A 26,120-nucleotide genomic window follows, 5' to 3' on the forward strand; every position below is an offset into this window, starting at 1 on the left:
CTTGCCTGGTTAAACCCGGTAGTAATACTGGCAAACTACACACACAAATTGCTTCAATCAAATTCGTAATTCGTAATTGATAATTCGTAATTAAATTTAACTATGCGGCAATGGATGGTTCGTAAGAAATGGTGGCTGCTGGGTGCTGCAGTGTTGCTCATCGCTTATTATTTCCTGTTACCTTCCAAACTATTTACCACTCCCACCTCTTATGTGATCGAAGATGCCAATGGCGAGCTGTTAAGCGCTACAATAGCGGCAGACGGGCAATGGCGTTTCCCCGTTGCCAATACTGTTCCGGATAAATTTGCCCAATGTATCACCACGTACGAGGATAAACGTTTTTATTACCACTGGGGAGTAGACCCGCTGGCGCTGGGCAGGGCCATTAAACAAAACCTGGGCCGTCATAAAGTAGTAAGCGGCGGCAGCACTATTACCATGCAGGTAATACGGCTGGCGCGTAATAAACCGCGCAACATCTGGCAAAAGCTGGTAGAGGCTGTACTGGCCACCCGCCTGGAATTTTCCTTTTCCAAGAAAAAGATCTTAGCCTTATATGCCGGTAACGCCCCTTTTGGCGGTAACGTAGTAGGGCTGGAAGCCGCTGCCTGGCGTTATTACGGCCGTAGCGCACAACAGCTTTCCTGGGGCGAGATGGCCGCACTGGCCGTACTGCCCAATAGCCCGGCGCTGGTGCACCCTGGCCGTAACCGACAAACGTTAATGAATAAACGTAACCAGCTGCTGGATAAATTATACCTGCAGCATCGTATCGACAGCCTTAGCTGCCGCCTGGCCAAGCTGGAGCCCCTGCCGGAACAACCCTTGCCCTTGCCGCAATGGGCGCCGCATTTGCTGGATCATTTCCGGCAGGATGCAGTGCAGCAAAAACAGCAGGGTACCACCCGCATCCGCACCACCGTAGAAGCCGATCTGCAACGCAATGTAACCGGCATTATAGAACGTTACCAGCGCCAGTACAAAGCCAATGGTATCAACAATGCCGCAGCCATTGTACTGGATGTGGAAACCGGCAATACCCTTGCTTATGTTGGCAACATTTACAACCCTGCTGATCCGGAGCTGGAAAGCCATGTGGATGTGATACAGGCTCCCCGTAGCCCCGGCAGCACATTAAAGCCGGTATTATATGCCGCCATGCTGAATGATGGTTTGCTGTTACCGCATACCTTAGTACCCGATATTCCCACGCAAATTGCCGGCTACACCCCGCAGAACTTTGACCTGGGTTACGATGGTGCAGTACCCGCATCACGCGCGCTTTCCCGTTCCCTGAACATACCGGCCGTACGTATGCTACAGCAATACCGTTATGAACGTTTTCATGCGCTGCTGAAAAAAATGGGCATTACCACACTTAATCGCCCGGCAGATCATTACGGTCTGTCAATGATATTAGGCGGCGGCGAAACCACTTTGTGGGAAATGAGCGGTATGTATGCCAGCATGGCCCGTACCCTGCTGCACCAGGACCAATACAAAGGCAAATATGACCCGGACGATATACATGGCCCCAATTATGTAAAAGGTGTACAGCGCCCCTCTGAGCATACGCTTAGCAACACGGGTGTGTTAGATGCAGGCGCTATCTGGTACGCCTTTCAGGCTATGGAAGAAGTAATGCGCCCGGGTGAGGAATTATTATGGCAGCAATTCTCCTCCTCCCAGCGGGTAGCCTGGAAAACCGGTACCAGCTTTGGTTTCCGGGATGGATGGGCGCTTGGCATTACCCCGCAATATGTGGTAGGCGTATGGGTAGGTAATGCAGATGGGGAAGGCCGCCCGGGGCTGATAGGCGTGGCCACCGCAGCACCGGTAATGTTCGACATATTCCGCCTGCTGCATACCAGCGGCTGGTTTGCCACCCCCTATAATAAGCTGCGTAAAATTGAAGTATGCCGCCAGAGCGGTTACCGCGCCGGTGATGCCTGTCCGGATAAAGATTCTTTATGGGTGCCCGTGGCCGGGTTAAGAACAGGTGTATGTCCTTATCACCAGCTCATTCACCTGGATCATACCGGCCAGTGGCGGGTTACGGCCAACTGTGAAGCGCCGGACCAGATGCAGCACAAGCCCTGGTTTGTACTGCCGCCTTCTATGGAATTTTACTATCGCTCCAAAAATAATTACCAGCCCCTGCCCCCTTATAAGCCAGAATGCCTGGCCACACTAACGCAGGACAAAGCGCCCATGGAGCTTATTTACCCCCGCCCCAATACCCGCATTTTTGTACCCATTGAAATTGACGGTCAGCCGGGGCAAACCATTTTCACCGCTACCCACCGCGATGCCAATGCGCATATTTACTGGCACCTGGATAATACCTATGTAGGCGCCACTACAGAGTTTCACCAGATGGCGCTGCATCCTGCGCCCGGTAAGCATACTATTACATTAGTAGATGAGGATGGAGAGGAAGTTAAAACGGAGTTTGAGATACTGGCAAAGGAAAAATAAGAATATGCGAATGTGCAGCGCATCTTTTCACCGGCACATCAGCACATTAAACTCATTTGCACATCTGCACATCAATACCCGTACTTCTCTTTCCACATTGCTTTCAGATACCGCCGCAGCTCATCCTCCCGTGCATTCTTCCCGGGATCATAGAGCTTGGTACCCGCTATTTCATCCGGTAAATATTCCTGGGCTTCAAAATTGTTTTCGAAATCATGGGAGTACTTGTAGTTCTTTCCATACCCCTGATCCTTCATCAATTTCGTAGGGGCGTTACGGATATGCAGCGGCACCGGCAGGTCGCCGGTTTGGGATACAATAGCCTGCGCAGCACCAATAGCCATGTAAGAGGCATTGCTCTTGGGCGACGATGCCAGGTAAGTAGCGCACTGGGAAAGAATGATCCTGGCCTCCGGGTGGCCAATCAGGTTCACCGCCTGGAAACAGTTGGTGGCCAGCAATAGCGCGTTAGGGTTAGCATTGCCAATATCTTCCGATGCCAGTATCACCATACGGCGGGCAATGAATTTTACATCCTCCCCACCCGCTATCATGCGCGCCAGCCAGTATACGGCCCCGTTAGGATCGCTGCCGCGGATGGATTTAATGAAGGCGGAAATAATATCATAGTGCTGTTCCCCCGCCTTATCATAAATAGCAATACGCTGCTGTGCAATTTCCATCACCTTTTCATCGGTGATCACCACCGGGTCTTCCTGCAATGTATCTACTACCAGCTCAAACAGGTTTAACAGCTTACGGGCATCGCCGCCTGAAATATTCAGCAGCGCAGTGGTGTCTTTAATGTTGATGTTCTTTTCCCGCAGCCATTCATCTTTTTGCATGGCCTGCTGCAGCAGTTGCCGCAATTCCGGCTCTCCTAAAGGTTTCAGCACATATACCTGGCAGCGTGAGAGCAGGGCCGCATTCACCTCAAACGAAGGGTTTTCTGTAGTAGCGCCGATCAGGGTAATGATACCCTTTTCCACGGCGCCCAGTAAAGCATCCTGCTGGGATTTATTAAAGCGGTGTATCTCATCAATAAACAATACGGCATGGCCCTGCCTGCGGGCAATTTCTATCACTTCCCGCACTTCCTTTACGCCGGCAGAAATGGCGCTCAATGTATAAAAGGGAACTTCCAGTGTATGGGCAACAATATTGGCGATAGTGGTTTTGCCTACGCCCGGCGGGCCCCACAGGATCATGGAAGGTATTTTGCCCTGCTGCAGCGCTTTACGCAAAATACTGCCTTCCCCGGTCAAATGCTCCTGCCCCACCAGCTCATCCAGTGTGGCCGGTCTTAAACGTTCTGCTAAAGGCTCCATTATAAATAGTTATTAGTCGTAAGTTGGCAGTTTGCAGTTTTTTACCCTGGCCAATCACTGCATATTAAACTGACAACCAAAAATATATCAACGCTAAAATGTTAAAAGTACAAAGAGCCTGCCAGCTCCTGCCCACTGCCAGCTAAAGACTGCTCACTTATTTTTTTCCTGCCACTGTCTCAGGTAGCCAAAAGATAAAGCACAGTTGACCAGCACACCGGCAGCATGCAGCACCAGCACGATCACTAAACCGGTCATTAAGCTGCGCATAGCCCGCAGGCTGGGCGCCGGCTGGTTTTTAGGCAGCTGCTTCATGGCTTCCTGCAACATTTCATCCAGGTGTATAAGGCCATAAATACCATTAGTGATCAGCATCACGGCGTAAAAAATAGCCATGAACCCCATAATGCGGATGCCGCCTGGTGTATTGGATTTCAGGGGTTTGGCAGGGTCTTTCAGGCTTTGCTGCAGGGAAAGGCTTAACACGCTGTGGATCACTACCGATCCGGTTAACAATACAAAAATAAGCACCGCTGATAAAGCCGGTGTAACCAGTAAAGCCAACAACATTATCAACACAAAAAAGCCTGCCACCAGTAAGCTGATAATACTTAGAAACCTGAATAATCCGAACTTCGAAGACATCTGTACTCTTTTTATACTTACAAACCTAGCTAAATTAGTTGACAGTGAACCGGCTATCAAATTTTCCGGACTGTAACCGCCAAATCCATTAAATAATCTTTAATTCGTGTAAATTTAAAAACTAAACCTGTTTTACTTATGAACAAAAAGCATGCTGTAAAGCTATTGTTGCTGGCAGCCATAACCTCATCTATGGCGGCCTGCAATTCACAAAGTACATCAGAGCAGGTGGCCACCGACTCAACCAAAGTGCCCGCCTATGATCTGAGCTCCATAGACTCCAGCTACAAACCCTGTGACGACTTTGACAATTTTTCGAACGGCAACTGGAAAAAAAACAACCCCATCCCCTCCACAGAAAGCCGTTGGGGCGCCTTTAATGTACTGGATAAAGAGAACAAGGAAGTAAGGTTAAAAGGCATTATAGCAGAGATCACCCAGCAAACAGAACTTAAAAAAGGTACGGAAGAACAACAGATCGCTGATTATTACAGATCATTCCTGGACACCGCTACCATTGAAAAGCTGGGCATTACACCTTTGCAACCCTATCTTGATAAGATCAATGGGATCAAAACACTGGATGACTGGTCTAAAGTAAGCGGCGAATTACAGAAGATGGGCATTCCCACTTTTGAAATGTTCGGTATAGATGCTGATGCCCGCAACAGCACCATGAATGCATTATACGCTTCACAGGGTGGCTTAAGCTTACGCGAAAGAAGCTATTATGACCGTACGGATTCCAACACCGTAAATGTGCGGAAACAGTTTGTATCCCATGTAGATACTATGTTCCAGATGGCTGGTTTCCCCGATAAGAACCCCGGAAAAACCCTGCTGGATTTTGAAACCAAACTGGCAAAGCTGCAGCTCACCAACGTACAGCGCCGCGACCCGGTTAAAACCTACAATAAAGTTGCTTTCAGCGAGCTGAAAACACTGGCCCCCCAATTCAACTGGGAATCTTATGCCAGCGAGCAGGGTATTAAAAGTGATACCGTTATCGTTGAAGATAAACCTTACGTTAAGAACGCCGGCGCGCTGCTGAAAGCCACCCCGCTGGAAACGCTGAAGATGTACACCCGCTGGCAGCTGCTGAGCCACTTCGCCAGCTTCCTGCCTAAGAAATTTGATGACGCCAACTTCCGTTTCTACGCTACCGTAATGAGCGGTCAGAAAGAGCAGAAGAAACGTACTGAAAGGGCCATCCGCTCTACAGACGGTACTTTAGGCATGCCCCTGGGTAAATTATTTGCCAAGAAATATTTCCCGGAAAGCTCCAAGCAGAAAGTTTCTGATATGATCGAAAATGTACGTAAAGTATATGGAGAAAGAATTGACAAGCTGACCTGGATGAGCGACTCCACTAAAAAAATGGCGCATAAAAAGCTGGCCTCCTTTACCTATAAGATCGGTTATCCTGATAAATGGAAAGATTATTCTTCCATCAAGATCGGCCCCGGCACCCTCATTGAAAATCTGGTTGCTGCTGCTTACTACGATAACAATGAAGCAGTAGCCAAAATAGGCAAGCCGGTAGATAAGAAAGAATGGTTAATGACACCGCAAACCGTGAATGCTTACTACAACCCGCTGAATAATGAAGTAGTGTTCCCGGCCGGTATTCTGCAACCGCCCTTCTTTAACCCTAACGCGGATGATGCTATTAACTATGGTGGTATTATTGCGGTGATCGGCCATGAGTTTACCCATGGTTTTGACGACCAGGGCTCCCAGTTTGATGCAGATGGTAACCTGAAAAACTGGTGGGGCGCCGCTGACCGTGCAAACTTTGATAAGCTTACCAAACGTTATGTTGATTATTTCAGCACCATCGAAGCCCAACCGGGTTTCAAGATCAATGGCGCTTTAACCATTGGTGAAAACGTGGCTGACCTGGGTGGTTTAACCCTGGCCTACCATGCGCTGGAACAATCCTTTAATGGTAAAGAACCCGCTCCCATAGACGGTTACACCTGGAAACAGCGTTTCTTCCTGGGCTGGGCACAGGTATGGCATGGTAATACAACCGATGCTGCACTGCGCAACCAGATCCAGACGGATCCGCACTCCCCGGCCCGTTTCCGTATTAACGGCCCGCTGCCGCATATGAAAGAGTTCCAGGATGCCTGGGGCTGCACCAGCGGCAAAATGGTGCTGGCAGATACTGCCCGTGTGGTGATCTGGTAATTCCCGCTAATATGAATCTCCGTGGCCCGCACAACAAGAGCTGTGCGGGCCACGGCTTTTTACCGTATATTTGTGGCGTTTTAAAAGATCAAGACTATGCTGACGTTAGTGAAACAATACCGGAAAGAGCTGCGCAATATATTATTGTTTGCTGTGATCATAGCCCTGCTGCCTTACGCTCCGCAGGCTTTTCATTTCCTGGAAACCTTTACCGGCACCATGCTTTTGCTGGCTGCATTATGCGGTACGGTGCTGGGTTTAAGCCTGAAACTGCATTACCGTATTACGGTGCTGCGCATTGCTAAAGAAGAGAACCTGTAAATATTTTCCGCCATGAAAAAATTATTATATGCTTTTGCTGTTGCTGCCGGCTTAATGTCCTGCGGCAGTACTGCCAAACAAGCCCCCATGCAGGAAACGGCCATGGAAGATTCCACCGTTAGTGCAGTGACCCTCATTGCGTTGGGCAGAATGGGCGACCCCATCTGCGAAATGCCTTATGATACCAGCTATGTGGAATATAGCGTGTACAAAGGCGATACCGTGCACTTCTGCTCTCCTACCTGCAAAGGCGTGTTTGATAAGAACCCGGAGAAATATGCCGCAAATCTGAAATAATTCAGCTGACCACTTATAGCAAAAGGGCTGTGTTTCGTAGGAAGCACAGCCTTTTTTAATGATATATACATTTGTATCAATCTCCGTTAAACCCTACATAAAAAGTAGAGGTCCAGTCACTGATGGAAGTATTGGCATCTGACACGATCCTGATCTGGATCAACGGCGCATAGCTGGGGCTTACACTGGTAGGCAGCAGCGGCGTTTGATCTACATAATAAGAGCCGGTATTAGGTACATGAGATGCTAAGGTACCTTTCAATGATCCTTTTTCAAACAGGTACAGGGTAACCGTAGGCGTATTTACCAGGCTGCTGTTCCAGGTAACATTGAAGCTGGCATGGGTCTGTGAAAAATGGTCGCCGCCAAAAATGCTGTAACCATACAGCGGCGTATATTTTCCTTCCGGGAAAGTGATCCAATGATCATAGGTACCCCAGGGATACAGGTAGGCAGCGGCAATTTTATCGTAGCTGGAAAAGCCGCTCCAATTTAATACCACACCGCCGTTATACGGACCGGAGTTCATTACGGAGCTAGGGTCGCTTGAAGGGGTGCCGGGTATGGGCGTACCAATACCTTCATCCGTATGCATTAATCCCAGTACATGTCCCAGCTCATGTGCAAACAGGAATGTTTGTTTGCTGAGGCTGAGGCCTGCAGATAGGTTGGTATTTACCCGCACACGCCAGCCCGGCGCACCGGAAGAAGGAAATTCGCCTTTGGCATAAGCGTCGATGGTATTATCCTGCAAAAAAGTTACATCTGCATACGGGCTGTTCACGGCCAGGTCAATAAAGGTGAAGTTGATCTTACTGTCAATGTCCTGCGCCCAGTGGCCTATGGCTTCCTGTATGCCTACTTCGTAAAATAAGTTCTTTAGTACAGGATCTACATACACTGCAATGTTCTCCACGTTAAAAGAAGAGATCAGGGTGGGATACTGTAGCTGGTTTTCCTTCCCATTGCTGTCGTTACCGGTACGGGGTTTCTTACGTGCAAAATATTGCTCCACCTGTTGCAGGTCAGTAGCATTCTTTTTGAACAGCAGATCGCCGCTTACTTCGTAAAACCCGCCACGGTCTTTGATCTGATCATCGCGGAAACCAACGCTTTTTAAGGTAGCGTACAGCTTTTCATCTTTTACCTGGGTAGTGGGGGTGGGATCTTCTTTTTTTTCAGTGGCATCTTTTTTACAGGATGCAATCAACAGGGCCAGGGCAAAGGCCAGGCTAAGGCGAAACAATTGTCGCGTCTTCATAAGGGTTTTAATTTAAGGGTGATGGATAATGAGGGTTAAATGCTATAGGTTGTTTATTTAGATTTTGGGTTTGGGTTTGCAAATAGGGTAACTGGATTAATATAGTACTACTGAAGATAATTATTTAACAGCATTGCAGTTATAACAACAGGTTACCAAATTGTTAATTGATCTGCTGCTTTGTGTAATTACAATGCAGGTATATAAACAAACTATAATTAAAAATATAGCACCCGGTCATTAATAAAAAAGCGCTCCGGCTTACACCGGAACGCTTTTCAACACCTAACCTGTATTATTTAGCAACTACCAGTTTCCTGGAATATTGTTGCTGCTGGCCTTGTACTGTAATTAAATACACTCCTGACTTCAGATCGCTTGTAGAAAGAACTAACTTCTGAGTGCCTTTATCAAATTGTTTATTCAGGGCAACTGTTTTTACCAGATGTCCACTCATATCCACCAGTTGAACGGTCAGATGCTGGGGTTCATAAATATCCAGCTTAAGGCTCACCTCATCTGCCACAACCGGATTAGGATAAGGATCTTCTACTTTAAAAGTTTGTTGTTCATCTACTCCGGGCGGACGGTTATACCGCAAGAGAGAATCTATATTCAAAGTATCTATCTGCTCATAGAATGATCTTGCCGCAGCAGTAGCTGCCTGGTAAGTACCGCTATGACAGAAATTGGATACCGCCGTTGCCGTTTGCGCGCCGTAGGCAGGGCCGGGCGTTATAAGCGGTGTAAAGCGTTTTAGAATAAACCGGCTGTTTAAGGTCACATTGGGGTTGGTGATCACAATATCACCCTGCGCCTGCAAGGTAACCGTAAAGTTACCCGGAGTAGTGATAAGCTGGTCGGTAATATAAATATTACTGTAAGACCTGATGATAGTATCGTGATCAAAGAAAGTGCTCGGTATACTAATGTTATCACCGCCTTCCACAAAATTAGTGGCGCCCAGGTCGCCGGGTATTTTTTCTATGTTGGCCGGCGGCACCAGGTAAGTATAAGACAACATGTTTATGGCCGGCTGACCATTGGCATCCAGGTTTTTGGAAACTGCTACTACCAGTAGTTTTACAAATAAGCTATCTCCAAAGCCCATTACGGGTATTCCCATATCTGATACCTCTCCATCATCATAATGGCCGATCCCTCTCACCCGGTACATGCCTGCTTTAAAATTAGAAAAGTAATCCAGTGGTAAAAAGGGTGAAATAACCGTAGGGCGGGGATGGTTCTTATCTGTTACCGGGAATTTTTCCAGCATTTGCATGTTAACGGGGTTATAGCCCTGGCATTCACAATTACAGTTGGGAACTACTATACCCAGCCAGTTATGCTTATAAGCAAAGGCAGCGTAAATTTTCGTTTTGCTTTCATCCACATTAAACGCAGGGTTAAAAGCATATTTTAAATTCTCCTTAAGCTTAAATAACATCCGGTACTTGTAAGCAAGCTGAAAGGGCGATACCGGTGTATTCTCAACACAGGGCGGATAATAAGTACCATAACCCTGCGCGTCCTCCCCGGTCGTGTAGGTGATCTTAGGCGCTTCCAGCAAGGAAAAAACACCCATAGTTTCATTGTACATGGGATAGTCAACTGAAGGAGGCACCGGGCGTGGCGGCACACCATCATTATACTCCGGCCTGGTGCTGGCATTCAGGCTGCCAGGAGTGGCAAAGTTAAACGCAGCGCCGGGCAATGCACGCTGGTCAGTGACCTGCCCCTTTAATGCCATTTGGGCATGAATAACATAAGGCATAGGCGGTATAGAAGGGCTGTCTTTTTTCTTGAACAGGGAAGAAACAAAGCTGGTAAGTTTAGCCACTACCGTTATAACCGTCATGTAATAGTTACCGCTGCTTTGCGAAAGGGAAGTAAGAAAGCTGGTAGCATCCATACCGGTTTTGACATTGTTGTAAAATTTATTCATGTCTTCCAGTATGGTGGGATCCTTCTCATTAACACGGGCCAGCGCCTTCTGATAATCGGCTATCATGGCATCCAGCGTTTTGTACATCAGCATACCTGTGGTAGCGGTGCCGGCATCATTGCGGTAAACAGAGGCCAGGTAATCATCATTCTGATCCAGCACTACGGTGCCATTGGAGTAATGGGCGATGGGATCGCTGATGCCCAGCAGGTTACCGGACAGCACTACATCCAGCTGGTTAATGGTTTTAAACTCTACCTGCAGGGCCGATTCAAATACACAGGTACAGGGATCATAGTTGGTTTGAAAATCTGCATAAAAAAATTCATAATCAAAACCCGGGTATACCGCAGGCGTTGTTATGCTGGTATACTTGGTCTTCATATCCATAGTGGATGCTGCAATGGCATCGTAGCTATGGAATAAACCGGATACCTTCAGGTTTGCCTGGTTGGGATTATTAGCCACAGGCGCCTTAAACCCGATCTTTACATTAATGGCCTGGTTGGCACCTAAACCCGGCAAAGCCGCCACCACTCTTAAGGTGCCGCTATACTTGTTGTACAGCACCATATAGGGGCCAGGCGCTGCCACCGGATTGTTACTCTGGTCTGCCAGGTAACCAAAATCACGCTTTACTAATTCCCACCCATCTTCCGGACGGAAATCGCTGGCCGTACCTAAAGCCAGGTGCTGGGAATAAGGCAGGTTAGGCCGGTAAAAAAAGTTGGTGATAGGGCTGTATTGCGCATAACCTGTATTTTTAACAGTCAGCAGCTGCTGCCTCCAGTCAAAAGTATTCACTTTGTAACTTAATCCTGGTGTGTAAGGCACCGGTTTGGTAGAAATAGGATTGCCATTGCTGCCATTAAGAGGACAGGGGGATTGGGCCTTGAGCGGCGAGGTACTTAAAGCCACTGCAAGCGCTAGCATCGTAATACAAAATAGAGATCTCATCATGGATTGTTTCATTTGGGTGAAGGAATTGATATAGTATGTCGGGTTATTTTCTCAGTCCTTTAAAAACATGGGCCACAGGCGACTGATAGAGGCCATCATCATAGGATTGATAGTTAATGATAAGCGTGTCTTTTATAAAATACATTTCCCCATTGGGCGCGCCGCAATCTGCAGTACCGCCGCTTCTGAACAAAAGTCTTTTATAGCCGGTATAATAGGTATCAAAATACCGGGCGCAATGCCGGTAGGTATCAGACAGATACAGACCATTATAGTATGCATTTGCCGCACAGGTATTTATAATGTAGATGCTGCTGTCCCGGTTATCTGTAATACCGTTGAAAGTACCATTCCATGCAGTATTACAGGGGCTAAAAAAATGCAGGGTCTTATGAAAGGTTTTAGTCGTATCTACCCCTGCTGCGCTGCGGTAAGTAATGGCAAGGGATACCGGTATATTTTCCCCGTCAGTCAGGAACATGCCCGGGAAAGAAAGCTCAAACTGTTTTTTGCTATAAGTACCGCTACCCACTTGCCATTCATAGCGGGTTACAGGAGAATCCAATGCAGTAAACCTTACTACAGTTGTACAAACCGTATCGGTTGCATAATACAGCCAATCGTCTGCTATATGGTCAAAACTTTCTTCAAAAGAAATGCCTTTATTAAAGGTATCAACAGGAGGCAGCGGCGGCACAGGAATATCTCCGGGTTTTGAACAGGCCAACAAAAAAGCCAATAAGGCTGCGGGTAACAAATAGTTATTTGAGGATCTCATACAGTACAGGTTATCCTAACCTGCATTAAGATATGTAATCATTCATTATTTATTGTGATGGGTAACATTAAGTAATTGTTATGTCTGCACGTAATAAAAAAGCGCTCCGGCTTATACCGGAACGCTTTTCAGAAAACAATATATTAAGCACTTAGAAACTATATCTCAAGCCTAACTGCATCTGGTGGCGTGATGCGAAGAAGTCCTTGGAGTAAGGCGCTCCCGGATCAGACCAGGTGTATTTAGGATAATCGGTAGCTGCATTGGCCGGTTTGGCAACTGATGTTAAACCTACACTGGCAGTAGAGTTAAACGTGTTGGGTGAAAAGTACTGGATACCCCAGTTTTTGTTCAGCAGGTTGGTCAGGTTCACAATATCATAAGTAAGTGTGATAGTGTGGGTACGGTTACCGGCTTTCAGGTTAAAGTCCTGTGTAAAGCGGAAGTCGGCCTGCGTGTTCCAGGGAGTGCGGCCGCCATTACGTTCAGTGAACTGGCCACGGCGGCTGCTCAGGTATTTATTGCCATCAATGTAGGCATCAAAGGCTGCAGCCTGTTGTACGGCAGTAGCGCCACCGGGTTTATCAACAAAGAAGTTAGCCGTTTCACCCTTGTTGGGTATGTATGCCAGGCTAACCTGCTGCGGTGTGCCCTGTATAGTAGTATTCAGGAAGCCATAAGAGAACGGTACACCGGAAGAGGTATTGAAGAACAGGGCAAAGCTGGAAATGAACTTGCCTTTCTTATTCCAGTCCAGGCGGTAGTTAGCCGTAGCTACTATGCGGTGGCGGATATCAAAGTTAGAATAGGCCAGCTGCGGGTTGTTGGGATTCAGCGCCTGGTTCAGCTGCCAGTTAGATTCCATGGAGTTACGGATACCATTGGTAATGTCTTTAGACTGGCCGTACGTATAGGCTGCCATTACATTCAAACCAAAACCAAAACGTTTGTTCACCTGGCCGGTAATGCTGTAACGGTAACCCTGGTCTGTGTTAGACAGCTGGTAGGCATTGGTATACAGCGGGTTTATTTTACTACCACTGAAAATAGGCTGCTGGTGCTGTTTATCATATGCTTCGTAATAGATAGGATTATCTACCAGGTTCACCTGCTGGAAACGCAGGTCATGAATGGTTTTGGTATAGATACCTTCTACGGTGAAACGCCATTGGTCAGGAGTGTTGTAATCCAGCGCCAGGCTGCTTCTCCACATCTGCGGCATTTTAAAGTTGTTGTCTATCAGATCCACCTGGGTGGCGCCTTTTGCATCATGCACATCTTTACCCTGTGCAGTTACAAATTGCGCTATACCGTTAGGAGAAGTAGAAACAGGGTTGGAACCCGCTACAGGACGGTCTGTAGGACTTGTATAACCAAACTTGGTATCATATGCACCATAAGTTACACCATTGTTGTAATAGGCATAACCTAACCAGGCAAACGGAATACGGCCGGTGAATAAGCCGGTACCACCGCGCAGTACAATACTCTGGTCGCCTTTAATATCATAGTTGAAACCTAAACGCGGAGAGATCTGTACATTATTCAGGTAATCATTCTTAATGTCCTTGGGTAAGGTGTAAGAATAAGTAGTGCCAAAATTAGGATCTACCGGTGAGCCGGTGGTTTTATCACTCAGTGGCTGCATGTTGGGCAGGTAGGTATAATCCAGGCGGATACCAGGCGTTAATTTGAAATGGTCGCCCAGCTGAATTTCATCCTGTGCATACAGGCTATACAGCTGTACTTTAAATTCTGCCGGCGGGTTAGCCATTATATAGTCGCGGGTATTGTTGGTATAATTAAAGTTGCCGCGTACACGGGAAGGCTCATCAGCCAGGAAAGCGTCTACGGAATTATAATCCACACGGCCATTCCAGGAGTTCACAAAACCGTAGGTAATATTATAGAGCTCATTGTGCGTACCAAGGGTAATGTTGTGGTTGCCTTTGAAGATGGTTACGTTATCGGTAAACTCAAAGGTTTTCTGCTTCATATTAAAGATGCTGGCCTCACGGTCTGTACCCAGGAAAATGGTGCCGGCGCCTGATTTTATCTGGATCTGCGGTACAGCAGGATCAGAAACCGGATCGCGGTAATCATGAATGCTGGAATAGCCAACAATTAAATTGTTGGAGATGGTATTGGAAAACTGGCTTTTCAGCTCGGCTACCGTAGAAGTCTGGTTGTTCACCTGTTTGTAGTCAATACCACCGAAACGGAAGTTCTGCTGATCGCGCTCCAGGTTAGTGGCCTGTGAGGTAATGGTATTGTTACGGATAGACAGCTGGTGCTTGTCGCTGATATGCCAGTCTAAACGGTTAAAGAACTTGTTGGAGTTGGAGTAAATGCTGGTATTACCATATGTACCGGCATCAATACCTAACGACTGCATGTGCTGGGAGATCTGTTCTGCCTGCGCTACGCTTATCAGAGGCATGTCTGCGGAGCCGGCAGCCAGGATCACAGGATCGCGGCGGCGGGTAATTTCCGCATTGCTGAAGAAGAACAGCTTATCTTTTATAATGGGAAAGCCTACACGAACACCGGTCTGGTAATCGTGAAAATCAGACGGCAGTTTGGAACCATCACCGGCATTGTTCTTACCGATCATAAAAGCGCCACGGCCATAACCGTACACGGAGCCATGGAACTCATTGGTACCGCTGCGGGTAACGGCGTTAATACTACCGCCTAAGAAGTTACCGATCTTCACATCATACGGCGCCAGGTATACCTGTATATCCTGGATAGCATCCAGTGATACCGGGTTGGTACGGGTGCTGCTGCCCGGCTGACCGGAGCTGTTGGTTTGCCCGCCCAGGGAAGGGCTAAAACCAATAGCATCATTATTGATAGCGCCATCCAGCGTTACGTTGTTATAACGGAAATTGGTACCCAGGAAAGAGTTGTTATTGCTTTGCGGTGTAACGCGGGTAAAATCCTGTAAGCTACGGCTAAGACTGGGCAAGGTTTTCAGTTGCTCCTGTCCTATACGGCCGCTTTTGGGGCCGGTGTTGCCTACTACCACTACTTCAGTTAAAGCAGTAGACTCTTCTTCCAGCTTAAAGTTAAAGTTGCTGGCACCAAGGCCCAGGTTAATATCGCCCCGTTCGTCTTTTTTATAACCTATAAAAGATACGCTGATGGTATAAGGCCCACCGGGATTCAGGTTAGGTAAAATGTAGCGGCCATCGGCATTGGTCTGTGCCCCGGCTTTAGCGCCGGTGCTGGTATTTACGGCTACAACCGTAACACCGGGCAGGTTTTCACCTTTGGCATTGGTTACCTTCCCTGTGATCTGGGAAGTGGTGACTTGTGCGTACAAACCGGTAGTGGTAAGCGTAAAACCGGCCAGTAATAAAAATGCGTAGAGAATCCTGTTCACGTCTTTTGAATTTTGACGCAAACGTACCCTTGCCACATTATGCGTATGTTAACGGAATATTAAATTAATGTTAACTCGCAGGCGCAACTATGATCTCCAGAGCATTACAGATCAATTATGATGTGATATGTACTGTTTTTACGGGTTTAAGGCTGATAGAATCTTATATTATCAAGGTTTAAGGTTAAGGAATGAGCATCCCCTGCGGAGGTTAACCCCGTTCAGTTCGCATATTCTCCGAAAGTAAATAAGCAGTGTTATGGGATTGTTACGGGAATATTAAGTTTAGTGTTGATGTAAAAAAAGATGGCCCCTGTACGGCGCCACCTTTCTTATCACTATAAAAAAAACCGTCCCGCTAAAAAGCAGGACGGTACTTGAACAGTTTATGAAAATCTACGCTTACGCTTAATTAAATAAACAAACTCATTTATTACCGGAACGCTATTAATATGCGGTAGCGTTCGGGTTAAAGTTTGTCCAGGTAGCTAACCAGGTATCGCCTTCTGCAAAAGCACCTACATAAGTAACTTTTGTAAAGAATGCATCTGCTACTTTAGCATCCGCAAAAGCAGCTTTGTTCAGCAGCGGAGATCCGGCCTGGGGCTTGGGATCGATCGCTGTTAAGCTGGTCAGGTTAGTTAATTTCAGATCTGCAGCTGTGTTCAGGCTAATATCATTTGCAAAGGCAGCGGTAGTGAACCAGGCAGTTACATCAAAGGTAACTGTTGTTACAACTCTGTCCAGCTTCTTGGAAGATGCCATACCGATGAAAGTATTTTTAACAGCCTGTGTACCGGCAACACTGGCGTTGATGGTTTGATCGCCATCCAGCAGTAAACCGGTAGGGAAACCTGCGATCACAGAGTTGTACAATGACAGCTGGCTGGCGCGGCGGATGTGCGCACCTCTTTTAAATACATGGCCGGCAGGTAAAGTACCATCACCTATAACACCAGGACCCAGGATGGTCATATTGGAAAATACCGGGGCAGTATTAGGACTGCTGGGAGTTGCCGGCGGATTTTCTTCGTTATCAGACTCAAAACCATTGGATGCACCGGAAGCGTTTGTAACGTCAGACAGGTCTTTGTTACGGATACTAACGCCAAACTGTACTTTACCTCTGAAACCATTGTCTGTATCAAAATCATCATCCACACCGCTGAAAGCTACCAGGTATTTGGCATTTACAGTACCGCCAAACCACTCGTAAGAGTCATCACCGGAATAGCTTACCTGTATATGATCTATAGTAGTACCTGAACCAACAGCTACAAAAGTAAGACCGTTCAGTTCTGAGTTAGCTTCTGTTGATAACGGAATACCACCATATTCAATACGAACATATTTCAGTGTACCTGAGTTATCGCTGTCATCATCGCCACCACCTATGATATCATCTTTATAAGAATCACGGTCGGCAGCGCTAAAACCTTCCACCACGCGGCGGCCGGCTACACCATTCCAGGTAGTATTTACTTTAGCTTTACCTACCAGTACAATACCACCCCAGTCACCATGTGCTCTTGCGTTGGCAGCCTGGTTGGAAGTAAATACGATGGGCTTATCGGTAGTACCGGCAGCCATTAATTTGGCGCCTTTGGTAACGATCAGGGTAGCTTTGGTACCTTTAATACCTTTGATAATAGTACCGGGTTCAATGGTAAGGGTAGCATTGTTCTTTACAAATACCACACCATTCAGGTAGTGTACTTTATCGGCTTTTAAAGTAATGCTGGTAGTAACGGAAGTTTTTAAGGTATCCGGGTTGTCGCCACCACCAGCGGGCGGGTTAGGATTGTTGTCATCATCGCTGCTGCAGGATGCCAGAGCCAGTGCGCCGGCAAAGGCAAGTAACGCAAATTTCTTCATGTGCATTCTTTTTTGTGTAAGCAATTATAAAATTGGTGTTAGATTAAAAACTATAGGTAAATGATAAGCCGTAGTTGGTGCCATACCTGAACTGGAAGGCTTTGTAATCGCCCGCCTCATCGTAATGCTTGTTCTCGTTCATGTCCTGGTAAAAGATGGCCTTCTTATTAATGATATCTGATACAGTGAATTTGATCTCTGCATTTTTGAACAGGCGCTGTGACACCTGGAAATCCAGTAAAGGACGGGGAGCTTCCCATATGCTGGGAAAATCTGCGTTCCCTACCTGGTACACCCGGCGGCCGATCATATTAAACAATACGGTGGCGTTGGTACCGGAAGCTGCATTTTCAAACTGCAGGCCGCCATTAATTACAAAGGGCGATTGTCCCTGCATGGGTCTTGATTCCAGCTCACCCACATAATCTTTCGGATACTGTACCTTACTATTGATCACCGCTACGTTGGAGAACAGGGTGAACTTTTCTAACAGCGCTGATCCAAAGAAATCCAGCTTTTTCCTGAACTCCAGCTCCGCTCCCAGGCTTCTTGCAGTTTTTGCATTGGCGTAGGAGAAAGTAGGCGTACCTGAGTTAACGGTGTATGTAGATTCTATAGGCCGGTCAAAGTGTTTATAGAAAACACCCAGTGTTAACACTTCACCTGCAGCCGGGTACAATTCATAACGCAAGTCTGCATTCGTGATCTTGCTGCGCTTAAGATCCGGGTTACCATATACTACCCCTACTTTATCGTTATCAAAGAAGCGGAAAGAGGCTACTTCCCTGAACTCAGGCCGGGCCACAGTTTGGGAGCCGCTTAAACGCAGGTTTGTTTTTGGGTTCAGCTGGTAAGTAATGTTCACAGATGGTAAGATGTCTGTATTACTTTGATCGTAGCTGGTTTTGTTATCGGATTTCAGCTGCTGTGAAAATATTTCTGCGCGTACGCCCCAAACCAATCTCAATTTTTCACCGAACTGGTTGTCAAACTGCAGGTATCCTGCTCCCAGGTTAGAAGAGGATGTGTAGGAATCCGTTGGTTCAGTGGGATCAAAATAAAAGAACTTGTCAGCCCCTAAATTTTCCGGTGCAAATATTTTATCTGCCGGCAATTGATATAATGCCGGGTTATTGGTATAAGTGCTTTCCAAAGCAGTTAAGGCAATTGCCCTGGAAGTGAATGTGCGGTTCTTACGCTGGTAAAGGCCGCCTGCTTTAATTTGCTGCTGCTGGTTTAACCATTTAAAATTTTTGGCTACATCCAGGCCGCCACCGTATACCTTCTCATCCAGTTTAGAATAAAACCGGCCTGCATTAATGGGGCTGCCGGAGTTTTCTCCTACACCTGCTTTTACAAAATAAGTACCGTTAGGCCCATCAGTGGAATTGTATACCAGCCTTCTCAGGTCAGGTATATTTTGTACCAGGTACGAGAAGTTCCCGTTCCACCTTACTTTAATATTGCTAAGCTTGAAAAAGTGATCACCTATCAGCTGGGAATTTAAAAGCCGGTTTGATTTAAAATATAATTCCTGTGAGCGTACGTCAAAAGTATCTGCATCAAAGCGCTGGCCGGTACGCAGCAAGGTCTGGTCGCTGCTGGTAATATTATAGGAGTTTTTCCAGCTAAGCTTATTCACGCCGCTTTGGAAAGTAAGGTTAGCCAGTGCGCCTGCCAAAACATTATCTACATATACATCATCGTTAAAGTCATAATACTTACGGCCGTCTGCTACCTGGTATAAAGCTCTTTCTGCTTTTACATACCGTCCGGTTCTGTTATAGTTCAGGGCAAAAATGCCGCCCAGCTTTTTATTGGTATTGCCTTTGGAAGTAAAGCCGCCGGCTACCTGCAGGTTACCGTTTATAGGCGCGCTGCTGCTGGAAGCGCCCCAGTTGGAAGACAGTAATTTGGCAGCGGCACCCTTCTGATCCAGGCTTAAACCGTTGTAATTAGCGAGGGGAGGGAAATTGCTGTTCAGCTTCCGGTCCCCGTCATCAATACCCAGGAAATCCAGGTTGCCTCCTTTGTATTTATAATAATCTTTCCCGGTGGTTTGGCTATTCAGGTTAGTGCCAACGGTTACGGTAAAAAAGTTATCGTCCGGTACATCTTTGGTATTAACCTGTACCAGGCCGCCGGCAAACTCCCCGGGCATTTCGGGAATAGCTGCCTTATTAATAATAATGTTGTCTATTATATTGGAGGGGAAAATATCGAAGGAAAATGTTTTGCGGTCCGGCTCTGTGCTGCTTAGCAGGGCGCCGTTCAGCGTAGCCTGGTTGTACCGATCTGCCAGCCCTCTTACGATCAGGAATTTTCCTTCCTGTATAGATGCGCCGGATACTCTTTTTAATACTTCACTGGTATTTTTATCGGGCGATCTTTTGATGGTTTCAGAAGAAACTACCTGTGCTACAGTATTGGTATTTTTCTGGTAGGCTAATAATGCATTTAAAGATTCCTTGCGGGCAGAAGCGGTTACCACTACTTCCTGTAAGGCTTTGGAGGAGGGTTCGTCCATAATTACATCCAGAGTAGTGGGTGCGCCGGCTTTTACAGCTACTTCGCTGATGGATTTGGTCTGGTACCCCATGTATTTGAAATCTACCGTGTAGGTACCTGCATCCACGCTTATTATATAACGGCCTTCTACATCTGTAACGGCGCCTTTTGCGCTGCCCTGTATCACTACTGTTACCCCAATGAGGGCTTCACCTGTTTTCTTATCAGTTACTTTACCTGCTATTTTACCGGGATCTGCTGCAAAAACATTTTGTACAAAACCCAATAAGCACAGGAATATCCAAAGTTGTGCTGGAACTAGTTCGCGTTTCATTATGTGTTGATAGAATGTAGCGCAAAACTATTGCGGGCTTATTACTGCATTGTTAAGCCCGTATTACCAGAATGTTAAGTTGTTAAAGAATTATTAAGAAATTATTAAGGATAGGGGATGCATGAATTTTATAGAACAGGTTTCATTAACAGGAAAAACCCGGGGGCGCCTGCCGGTTATTCAGCCACAGGTCCAGCGAAATATCCAGGGCGCTGTTGCCATCTTCCCGGCTCCCATCTGCCGCAATGATCTGGAACAGGTGCTGGCTTTTGTTGGTAAAGGGCTTGTTATCTTTTTTATTGCACAGTTCCAGGCTGAAGTTGAATTTTTCTTCCAGCTCCTCTTCAAACTCACGCAGACTCAGGGTTTCATCTATGGGGTATTCCACCAGCATGTCGGCAGGAAAGCCGGCTTCCTTCAGGGTATCAAAGGCATTGCCAAGGGAGTTATGCACATACACCGTTACATTACAGCTTAGCAGCCGCTGGAACTGCAACTGCAGCAGGGAAATGGTCATTAAAGGGTGAAACTTCAGTACTTTCATCTCAATATGGTATTACTGCATCCTGGCTATAGGATTGTGATTCCGGCAAACTTAACGGCTTACCTTTAATTAAATATTAAGCAGCTGTTATGTTATTGTAAATAACATGATAGCAATTACTTATGCAATTGGGTGTTCAAGCGTGCAGTAGGAGATGGGAAGGATAGCAAATAAGGTATCAGGGATTAAAGCTAATGACTTTGGATACTTCCCAGGGAAGCGGGCTGTCATCATCTTCATCAGGTAACACTACCTTGGTTTTAGTAACCGGGTGCTGGTACAGTTTCCATTCCCCGCTGCTGTATTCCAGTGAGGTCAGGCTCTCTACCCAGTCGCCCGAGTTCATGTAGGTAACGGTTCCACCGTTATGCTGCATTTCCTTTATAATAGGCTGGTGGATGTGCCCGCAGCACACCACATCAAATTTTTTGTCAATAGCGATCTCTGCCACTATTTGTTCAAAATCCGAGATAAAACTCACCGCCTGCTTCACACTTTGCTTCACTTTTTTAGAGAACGACAGCTTTTCCCGGCCCAGGCGTTCCAGCACATTATTCACCAGGCGGTTCAGGATAATTAGGATATCATACCCCTTCCCCCCTAATTTGGCCAGCCATTTAGAGTTTTTCATGGTTACATCATACACGTCGCCATGAAAGAACCAGTGGGCTTTTCCATCCACTTCCAGGATCAGCTTGTTGTCTATGGTAAAATTCCCCAGCTCAAAACCAGCATATTTACGCAGGGCTTCGTCGTGGTTGCCGGTCAGGTAGTACACATCCGTACCTTTACCGATCATTTTGAGGATACGGCGGATCACCTTGGTATGAGCCTTGGGAAAATACCGCTTGCTGAACTGCCAGATATCAATGATATCCCCGTTCAGCACCAGGATCTTCGGGTCAATACTATCCAGGTATTGTACCAGCTCTTTTGCGTGACAGCCGTAGATCCCGAGGTGTACATCGGAGATCACAACTATATCTAATGGGCGTTTTTCAGACATTTAAATCAAGTCAATTCCTTAGTGCAAAGAAAAATTTGCTATATTACTTTTATATTAACCCAGTATTAAGGAATCATTAATTCTAACATTTTCTTGGACGTATTGGCACCGGATAGCTATTTTTGCCGCAAATTTCAAACATCACCTATATGGGAGGCTTCAATTCTTTTGTGAAACTTTTTATGCCGAAAGACCGGGTTTTTTATTCATTGTTCGAGGATGTAGCAGCCAACCTGGTGGAAATGGGAGAAGTGCTGAATGAGCTGGTAACCACAAACGACCTGAGCATCCGTAAGGACAAAGTGCACCTGATCGAACGGCTGGAACACAAAAATGACGATTATACCCACCGGATATTTGTTGAGCTGGGCCAGAATTTTATTACCCCCTTTGACCGGGAGGATATACACTACCTGGCAGCCACCCTGGACGATGTGGCAGACTATATTCACGGTTCTGCTAAAAGGATTGACCTGTACAAAGTGTATGAGCTGAACGATAGCATCCGCAAGCTGGCAGAGCTGATAAGCCTGGGCGTGGCAGAGCTGTTCAAAGCTATTCACGAGCTGCGCGACATGAAGAACATGCGGAACATCACCGATGCCTGTGTAAAGATCAACAGCCTGGAAAACCATGCAGATGACATTTATGACATGGCCATTGCCGACCTGTTTGATACAGAGACCAATGCGGCTGAGCTGATCAAAATGCGTGAAATATACCAGGCGCTGGAAATAGCTACGGATAAATGTGAAGATTGCGCCAACGTAATTGAAACCATCATTATTAAGTACGCCTGATCCGCAGGCGGGGGGAATGTTCACGTAATTTCTTAGCTATGACCTTTCTGATCGTTATCATTATACTGGCGTTCGTGTTTGACTACATTAACGGTTTTCATGATGCCGCCAACTCTATTGCCACTATAGTTTCTACCAAAGTATTAACGCCTTTCCAGGCAGTACTGTGGGCGGCCGTATTCAACTTCGCCGCCTTTTTTATGTCCAAATATATTTACGGGGAGTTCAGGGTAGGTAATACCATCGCCAAAACCATCTTTGAGCAATATATTACCCTGAAAGTGATCTTTTGCGGGCTGCTGGCCGCTATTGCCTGGAACCTGATGACCTGGTGGTACGGTATCCCTTCCAGCTCCTCCCATACCCTTATAGGCGGATTTATTGGCGCTGCAGTAGCCAATGCCCACGGCTCTTTTGACGTGATCAACTATGCCAAAGTAATGCCCACCATTTATTTTATAGTGCTGGCGCCCTTTATTGGTATGGTGGTGGCCTTTTTTATTACCATCCTGATCGTAAATATCTGTAAAAGGGCCAACCCTTTCCGGGCAGAGAACTGGTTCAAACGCCTGCAGCTGCTGTCCTCCGCGGCCCTGAGCTTAGGCCACGGCGGTAACGATGCCCAGAAGGTAATGGGTATTATTGCCGCAGCCATGGTGGCACACGGCTCCATTGATAAAATTACGGACGTGCCCAACTGGGTGCCGCTGTGCTGTTTTACAGCCATAGGCCTGGGTACCATGAGCGGTGGCTGGAAGATCGTTAAAACCATGGGTACCCGTATTACCAAGGTAACCCCGCTGGAAGGCGTAGCTGCAGAAACAGCAGGCGCCATAACCCTGTACCTCACAGAAACGCTGGGCATACCGGTGAGCACCACCCATACCATTACCGGCTCCATTATAGGGGTGGGCGCCACCAAACGCCTTTCCGCAGTACGTTGGGGGGTAACAGTAAGCCTGCTGTGGGCCTGGATCATGACCATCCCTATCAGCGCCCTGGTGGCAGCGGTAGTATACTTTATAGTAAATCTTTTCATTAAATAACGGCGAAGCATACGCGTTTACCGGTTTATTGGCTGCATCTTGTACGCCTGAGGCGGTAAACGCGTACTTTCCCTCCACGGCCCCAACTTTTTCTTATTAAAAATTCCTTTCTACCCCCTATTTTTGTGAGATTTTTGTGAAATAGCGGATTATACGCTACCCATAACCAATAACTGTTCAATTGCATGAAACCCCGTGTGCAGTATATGTGCAGACAGGGCATCATACTTTGATCTAAAAACTTTAGGCAAATGAAAGGTATTATTCTGGCCGGTGGCTCGGGTACCCGCTTACATCCTATCACGTATGCTATCAGCAAACAGATCATGCCCATTTATGATAAGCCCATGATCTATTACCCGCTATCCACGCTCATGCTGGCCGGCATACAGGATATCCTCATCATTTCTACCCCGCATGACCTGCCTGCCTTTAAACGCCTGTTTGGCGATGGCAGCCAGTATGGCTTACGCCTGCAGTATGCGGAGCAGGCTACTCCCAACGGGCTGGCACAGGCTTTTGTAATTGGCCGGGAATTTATTGGCAATGATAAAGTAGCCCTGGTACTGGGCGATAATATATTTTATGGCGCCGGCCTGGGTACCCAGCTGGCTAATAATGTGGACCCGGATGGCGGTATTGTATACGCCTACCACGTATCTGATCCGGAACGTTACGGCGTGGTGGAGTTTGATGCGCAGATGAAAGCAGTGTCTATTGAGGAAAAGCCCGCCCAGCCTAAATCCAGCTACGCAGTACCGGGCTTATATTTTTATGATAACGAGGTGGTGAACATTGCCCGCGACCTGGAACCCAGCCCCCGCGGTGAATACGAGATCACGGATGTGAACCGGGAATACCTGCGCCGGGGCAAATTAAAAGTATCCATACTGCCACGCGGCACCGCCTGGCTGGATACCGGCACCTTTGACTCCCTGATGCAGGCCTCCCAGTTTGTGCAGGTGATTGAGCAGCGCCAGGGGATTAAAATAGCCTGTATTGAGGAAATAGCCTACCGCAAGGGTTTTATTACCCGGGAACAGCTGCAGGAGCTGGCCAAGCCCCTGCTGAAAAGCGGTTACGGGCAGTACCTGGAAGATGTATTGAAACAGAAAGTGTGATCAGGCATTTACAATTTCAGATCTGCGATCTTAGATTTGCAGCAGCAATCAGGATCATTGGTCTATAAATCGTAAGTTGCAGTATTATAACGTTTACGATTATAGCGTTACTATTAAATTTGGTATTACAAATAGGGACAATCAAATCATAGGCCTGTAAATCGTAAATCTAAAATCGTAAATCTAAAATCATGAAGGTTCTTGTTACCGGTGGTTGTGGCTACATTGGTGCACACACTATTGTAGATCTGATCAATCACGGCTTTGATGTGGTATCTGTAGACAGTAACATTCGCAGCACTACCCAACTACTGGACGGTATTGAAAAAATTACCGGCAAAAAGATCCATAATTACAAAGTGGACCTCTGCAACCTGGAGGATACCCATGCTGTTTTTCACGAGAACCGGGACATTGTAGGCGTGATCCACTTTGCCGCGCTGAAAACCGTACCGGAATCCGTAGCAGAACCGCTGCTGTATTTTCATAATAACCTTACCTCCCTGGTAAACATCCTGAAATGCATCCAGGAATTTAAGATCCCCAACTTTGTATTCTCCTCCTCCTGCTCAGTGTATGGCAACGCCACTGCGCTGCCGGTGGTAGAGGAAACCCCGCTGGGTGAAGCGCAATCTCCCTACGCCCGCACCAAACAAATAGGTGAGCAGATCATCCAGGACTATAACAAGGTAAATGATACGCAATCCATTATACTGCGGTACTTTAACCCGGTAGGTGCGCATCCTTCTGCCCTGATAGGCGAGCTGCCTTTGGGTAAACCGGATAACCTGGTGCCAATGATCACGCAAACGGCTATAGGAAAACGCCCCAAGATGATCGTATTCGGCCATGACTACGATACCCGCGATGGTTCCTGCATCCGCGATTACATTCATGTAATGGATATTGCCAATGCACATACCCGCGCCCTGCAGTACCTGCTGGATAAAAAGAATAAGGCTAACCTGGAAACCTTTAACCTGGGTACCGGCAACGGCGTAACCGTGCTGGAAGCTATTAATGCCTTTGAAAAGATCTCCGGTGTAAAGCTGAACTATGAGCTGGGCCCCCGCCGCCCCGGTGATGTAATAGCCATTTATGCCAACAATAGCCTGGCCAAGTCCAGACTGGGCTGGGAACCCAAGATCGGGATCGAGGACATGATGCGTACCGCCTGGCAGTGGGAAGTAAGCCTGCGGGATAAAGTGCTCAGCAACTAATTAAAAATTTATAGATATGCAGATGTGGAGATGGTTTAAAACCGGAACCGGGCATTTGCACATTTGTAC

General features: G+C 47.0%; 18 protein-coding genes. 8 read left to right on the forward strand and 10 right to left on the reverse strand.

Annotated elements, in window-relative coordinates:
* The first annotated feature begins 102 nt into the window (after nt 1-102).
* Nucleotides 103-2,481, forward strand: a complete 2,379-nt coding sequence (gene pbpC, locus BMZ54_RS01825; RefSeq protein WP_089906440.1) for a penicillin-binding protein 1C — start codon at nt 103-105, stop codon at nt 2,479-2,481.
* 71 nt (nt 2,482-2,552) lie between these two features.
* On the opposite strand, the gene BMZ54_RS01830 is transcribed toward pbpC, so the two are convergent.
* Nucleotides 2,553-3,809 carry a replication-associated recombination protein A gene (locus BMZ54_RS01830; protein WP_089906441.1) on the reverse strand — a complete coding sequence of 419 codons (1,257 nt, stop codon included), beginning with the start codon at nt 3,807-3,809 and terminating at the stop codon, nt 2,553-2,555.
* Nucleotides 3,810-3,962: 153 nt separating this feature from the next.
* Complete coding sequence (locus BMZ54_RS01835) at nt 3,963-4,454, reverse strand: hypothetical protein (RefSeq protein WP_089906442.1); 492 nt, start codon at nt 4,452-4,454, stop codon at nt 3,963-3,965.
* Nucleotides 4,455-4,592: 138 nt separating this feature from the next.
* Here BMZ54_RS01835 and BMZ54_RS01840 point away from each other — a divergent pair, with 138 nt between their 5' ends.
* The 3 genes from BMZ54_RS01840 to BMZ54_RS33105 all read left to right on the forward strand — a co-directional run bounded on the left by BMZ54_RS01840 (nt 4,593) and on the right by BMZ54_RS33105 (nt 7,265).
* Nucleotides 4,593-6,647 carry a M13 family metallopeptidase gene (locus BMZ54_RS01840; protein WP_089906443.1) on the forward strand — a complete coding sequence of 685 codons (2,055 nt, stop codon included), beginning with the start codon at nt 4,593-4,595 and terminating at the stop codon, nt 6,645-6,647.
* Between the two features lie 96 nt (nt 6,648-6,743).
* Nucleotides 6,744-6,968: a hypothetical protein gene (locus BMZ54_RS01845; protein WP_089906444.1), complete on the forward strand. Its 225-nt coding sequence runs from the start codon at nt 6,744-6,746 to the stop codon at nt 6,966-6,968.
* Nucleotides 6,969-6,980: 12 nt separating this feature from the next.
* Nucleotides 6,981-7,265 (forward strand): YHS domain-containing protein, encoded by a 285-nt coding sequence (locus tag BMZ54_RS33105; RefSeq protein ID WP_202909112.1) that lies wholly within the window; start codon nt 6,981-6,983, stop codon nt 7,263-7,265.
* A 76-nt stretch (nt 7,266-7,341) separates the two neighbouring features.
* On the opposite strand, the gene BMZ54_RS01855 is transcribed toward BMZ54_RS33105, so the two are convergent.
* The 8 genes from BMZ54_RS01855 to BMZ54_RS01890 form a co-directional block, all read right to left on the reverse strand.
* Nucleotides 7,342-8,526 (reverse strand): M57 family metalloprotease, encoded by a 1,185-nt coding sequence (locus BMZ54_RS01855; RefSeq protein WP_089906445.1) that lies wholly within the window; start codon nt 8,524-8,526, stop codon nt 7,342-7,344.
* A gap of 295 nt (nt 8,527-8,821) precedes the next feature.
* On the reverse strand, nt 8,822-11,404 hold the full coding sequence (locus BMZ54_RS01860) for a T9SS type A sorting domain-containing protein (RefSeq protein ID WP_162277448.1): 2,583 nt from the start codon (nt 11,402-11,404) through the stop codon (nt 8,822-8,824).
* A 70-nt stretch (nt 11,405-11,474) separates the two neighbouring features.
* Entirely contained in the window at nt 11,475-12,209 is a 735-nt protein-coding gene (locus tag BMZ54_RS01865; RefSeq protein WP_143080880.1) for a hypothetical protein, read from the reverse strand.
* Nucleotides 12,210-12,360: 151 nt separating this feature from the next.
* A complete protein-coding gene (locus tag BMZ54_RS01870; protein ID WP_202909113.1) occupies nt 12,361-15,597 on the reverse strand; it encodes a TonB-dependent receptor in 3,237 nt (1,078 codons plus the stop codon).
* Nucleotides 15,598-16,044: 447 nt separating this feature from the next.
* On the reverse strand, nt 16,045-17,472 hold the full coding sequence (locus BMZ54_RS01875) for a hypothetical protein (RefSeq protein ID WP_202909114.1): 1,428 nt from the start codon (nt 17,470-17,472) through the stop codon (nt 16,045-16,047).
* A gap of 43 nt (nt 17,473-17,515) precedes the next feature.
* Nucleotides 17,516-20,314 carry a TonB-dependent receptor gene (locus BMZ54_RS01880; RefSeq protein WP_089906450.1) on the reverse strand — a complete coding sequence of 933 codons (2,799 nt, stop codon included), beginning with the start codon at nt 20,312-20,314 and terminating at the stop codon, nt 17,516-17,518.
* 145 nt (nt 20,315-20,459) lie between these two features.
* A complete protein-coding gene (locus tag BMZ54_RS01885; RefSeq protein WP_089906451.1) occupies nt 20,460-20,858 on the reverse strand; it encodes a hypothetical protein in 399 nt (132 codons plus the stop codon).
* A gap of 178 nt (nt 20,859-21,036) precedes the next feature.
* Nucleotides 21,037-21,864: a UDP-2,3-diacylglucosamine diphosphatase gene (locus BMZ54_RS01890; RefSeq protein WP_089906452.1), complete on the reverse strand. Its 828-nt coding sequence runs from the start codon at nt 21,862-21,864 to the stop codon at nt 21,037-21,039.
* Nucleotides 21,865-22,013: 149 nt separating this feature from the next.
* Here BMZ54_RS01890 and BMZ54_RS01895 point away from each other — a divergent pair, with 149 nt between their 5' ends.
* The 4 genes from BMZ54_RS01895 to galE all read left to right on the forward strand — a co-directional run bounded on the left by BMZ54_RS01895 (nt 22,014) and on the right by galE (nt 26,051).
* Complete coding sequence (locus BMZ54_RS01895; protein ID WP_089906453.1) at nt 22,014-22,664, forward strand: DUF47 domain-containing protein; 651 nt, start codon at nt 22,014-22,016, stop codon at nt 22,662-22,664.
* A 38-nt stretch (nt 22,665-22,702) separates the two neighbouring features.
* Nucleotides 22,703-23,710 (forward strand): inorganic phosphate transporter, encoded by a 1,008-nt coding sequence (locus BMZ54_RS01900; RefSeq protein ID WP_089906454.1) that lies wholly within the window; start codon nt 22,703-22,705, stop codon nt 23,708-23,710.
* 251 nt (nt 23,711-23,961) lie between these two features.
* The gene (rfbA, locus tag BMZ54_RS01905) at nt 23,962-24,831 is read left to right on the forward strand and encodes a glucose-1-phosphate thymidylyltransferase RfbA (protein WP_089906455.1); all 870 of its coding nucleotides are present in this window, start codon (nt 23,962-23,964) and stop codon (nt 24,829-24,831) included.
* A gap of 191 nt (nt 24,832-25,022) precedes the next feature.
* Nucleotides 25,023-26,051 carry a UDP-glucose 4-epimerase GalE gene (galE, locus tag BMZ54_RS01910; protein WP_089906456.1) on the forward strand — a complete coding sequence of 343 codons (1,029 nt, stop codon included), beginning with the start codon at nt 25,023-25,025 and terminating at the stop codon, nt 26,049-26,051.
* Nucleotides 26,052-26,120: the final 69 nt, after the last annotated feature.

The organism is Chitinophaga rupis (assembly GCF_900109685.1).
Taxonomy (GTDB): domain Bacteria; phylum Bacteroidota; class Bacteroidia; order Chitinophagales; family Chitinophagaceae; genus Chitinophaga; species Chitinophaga rupis.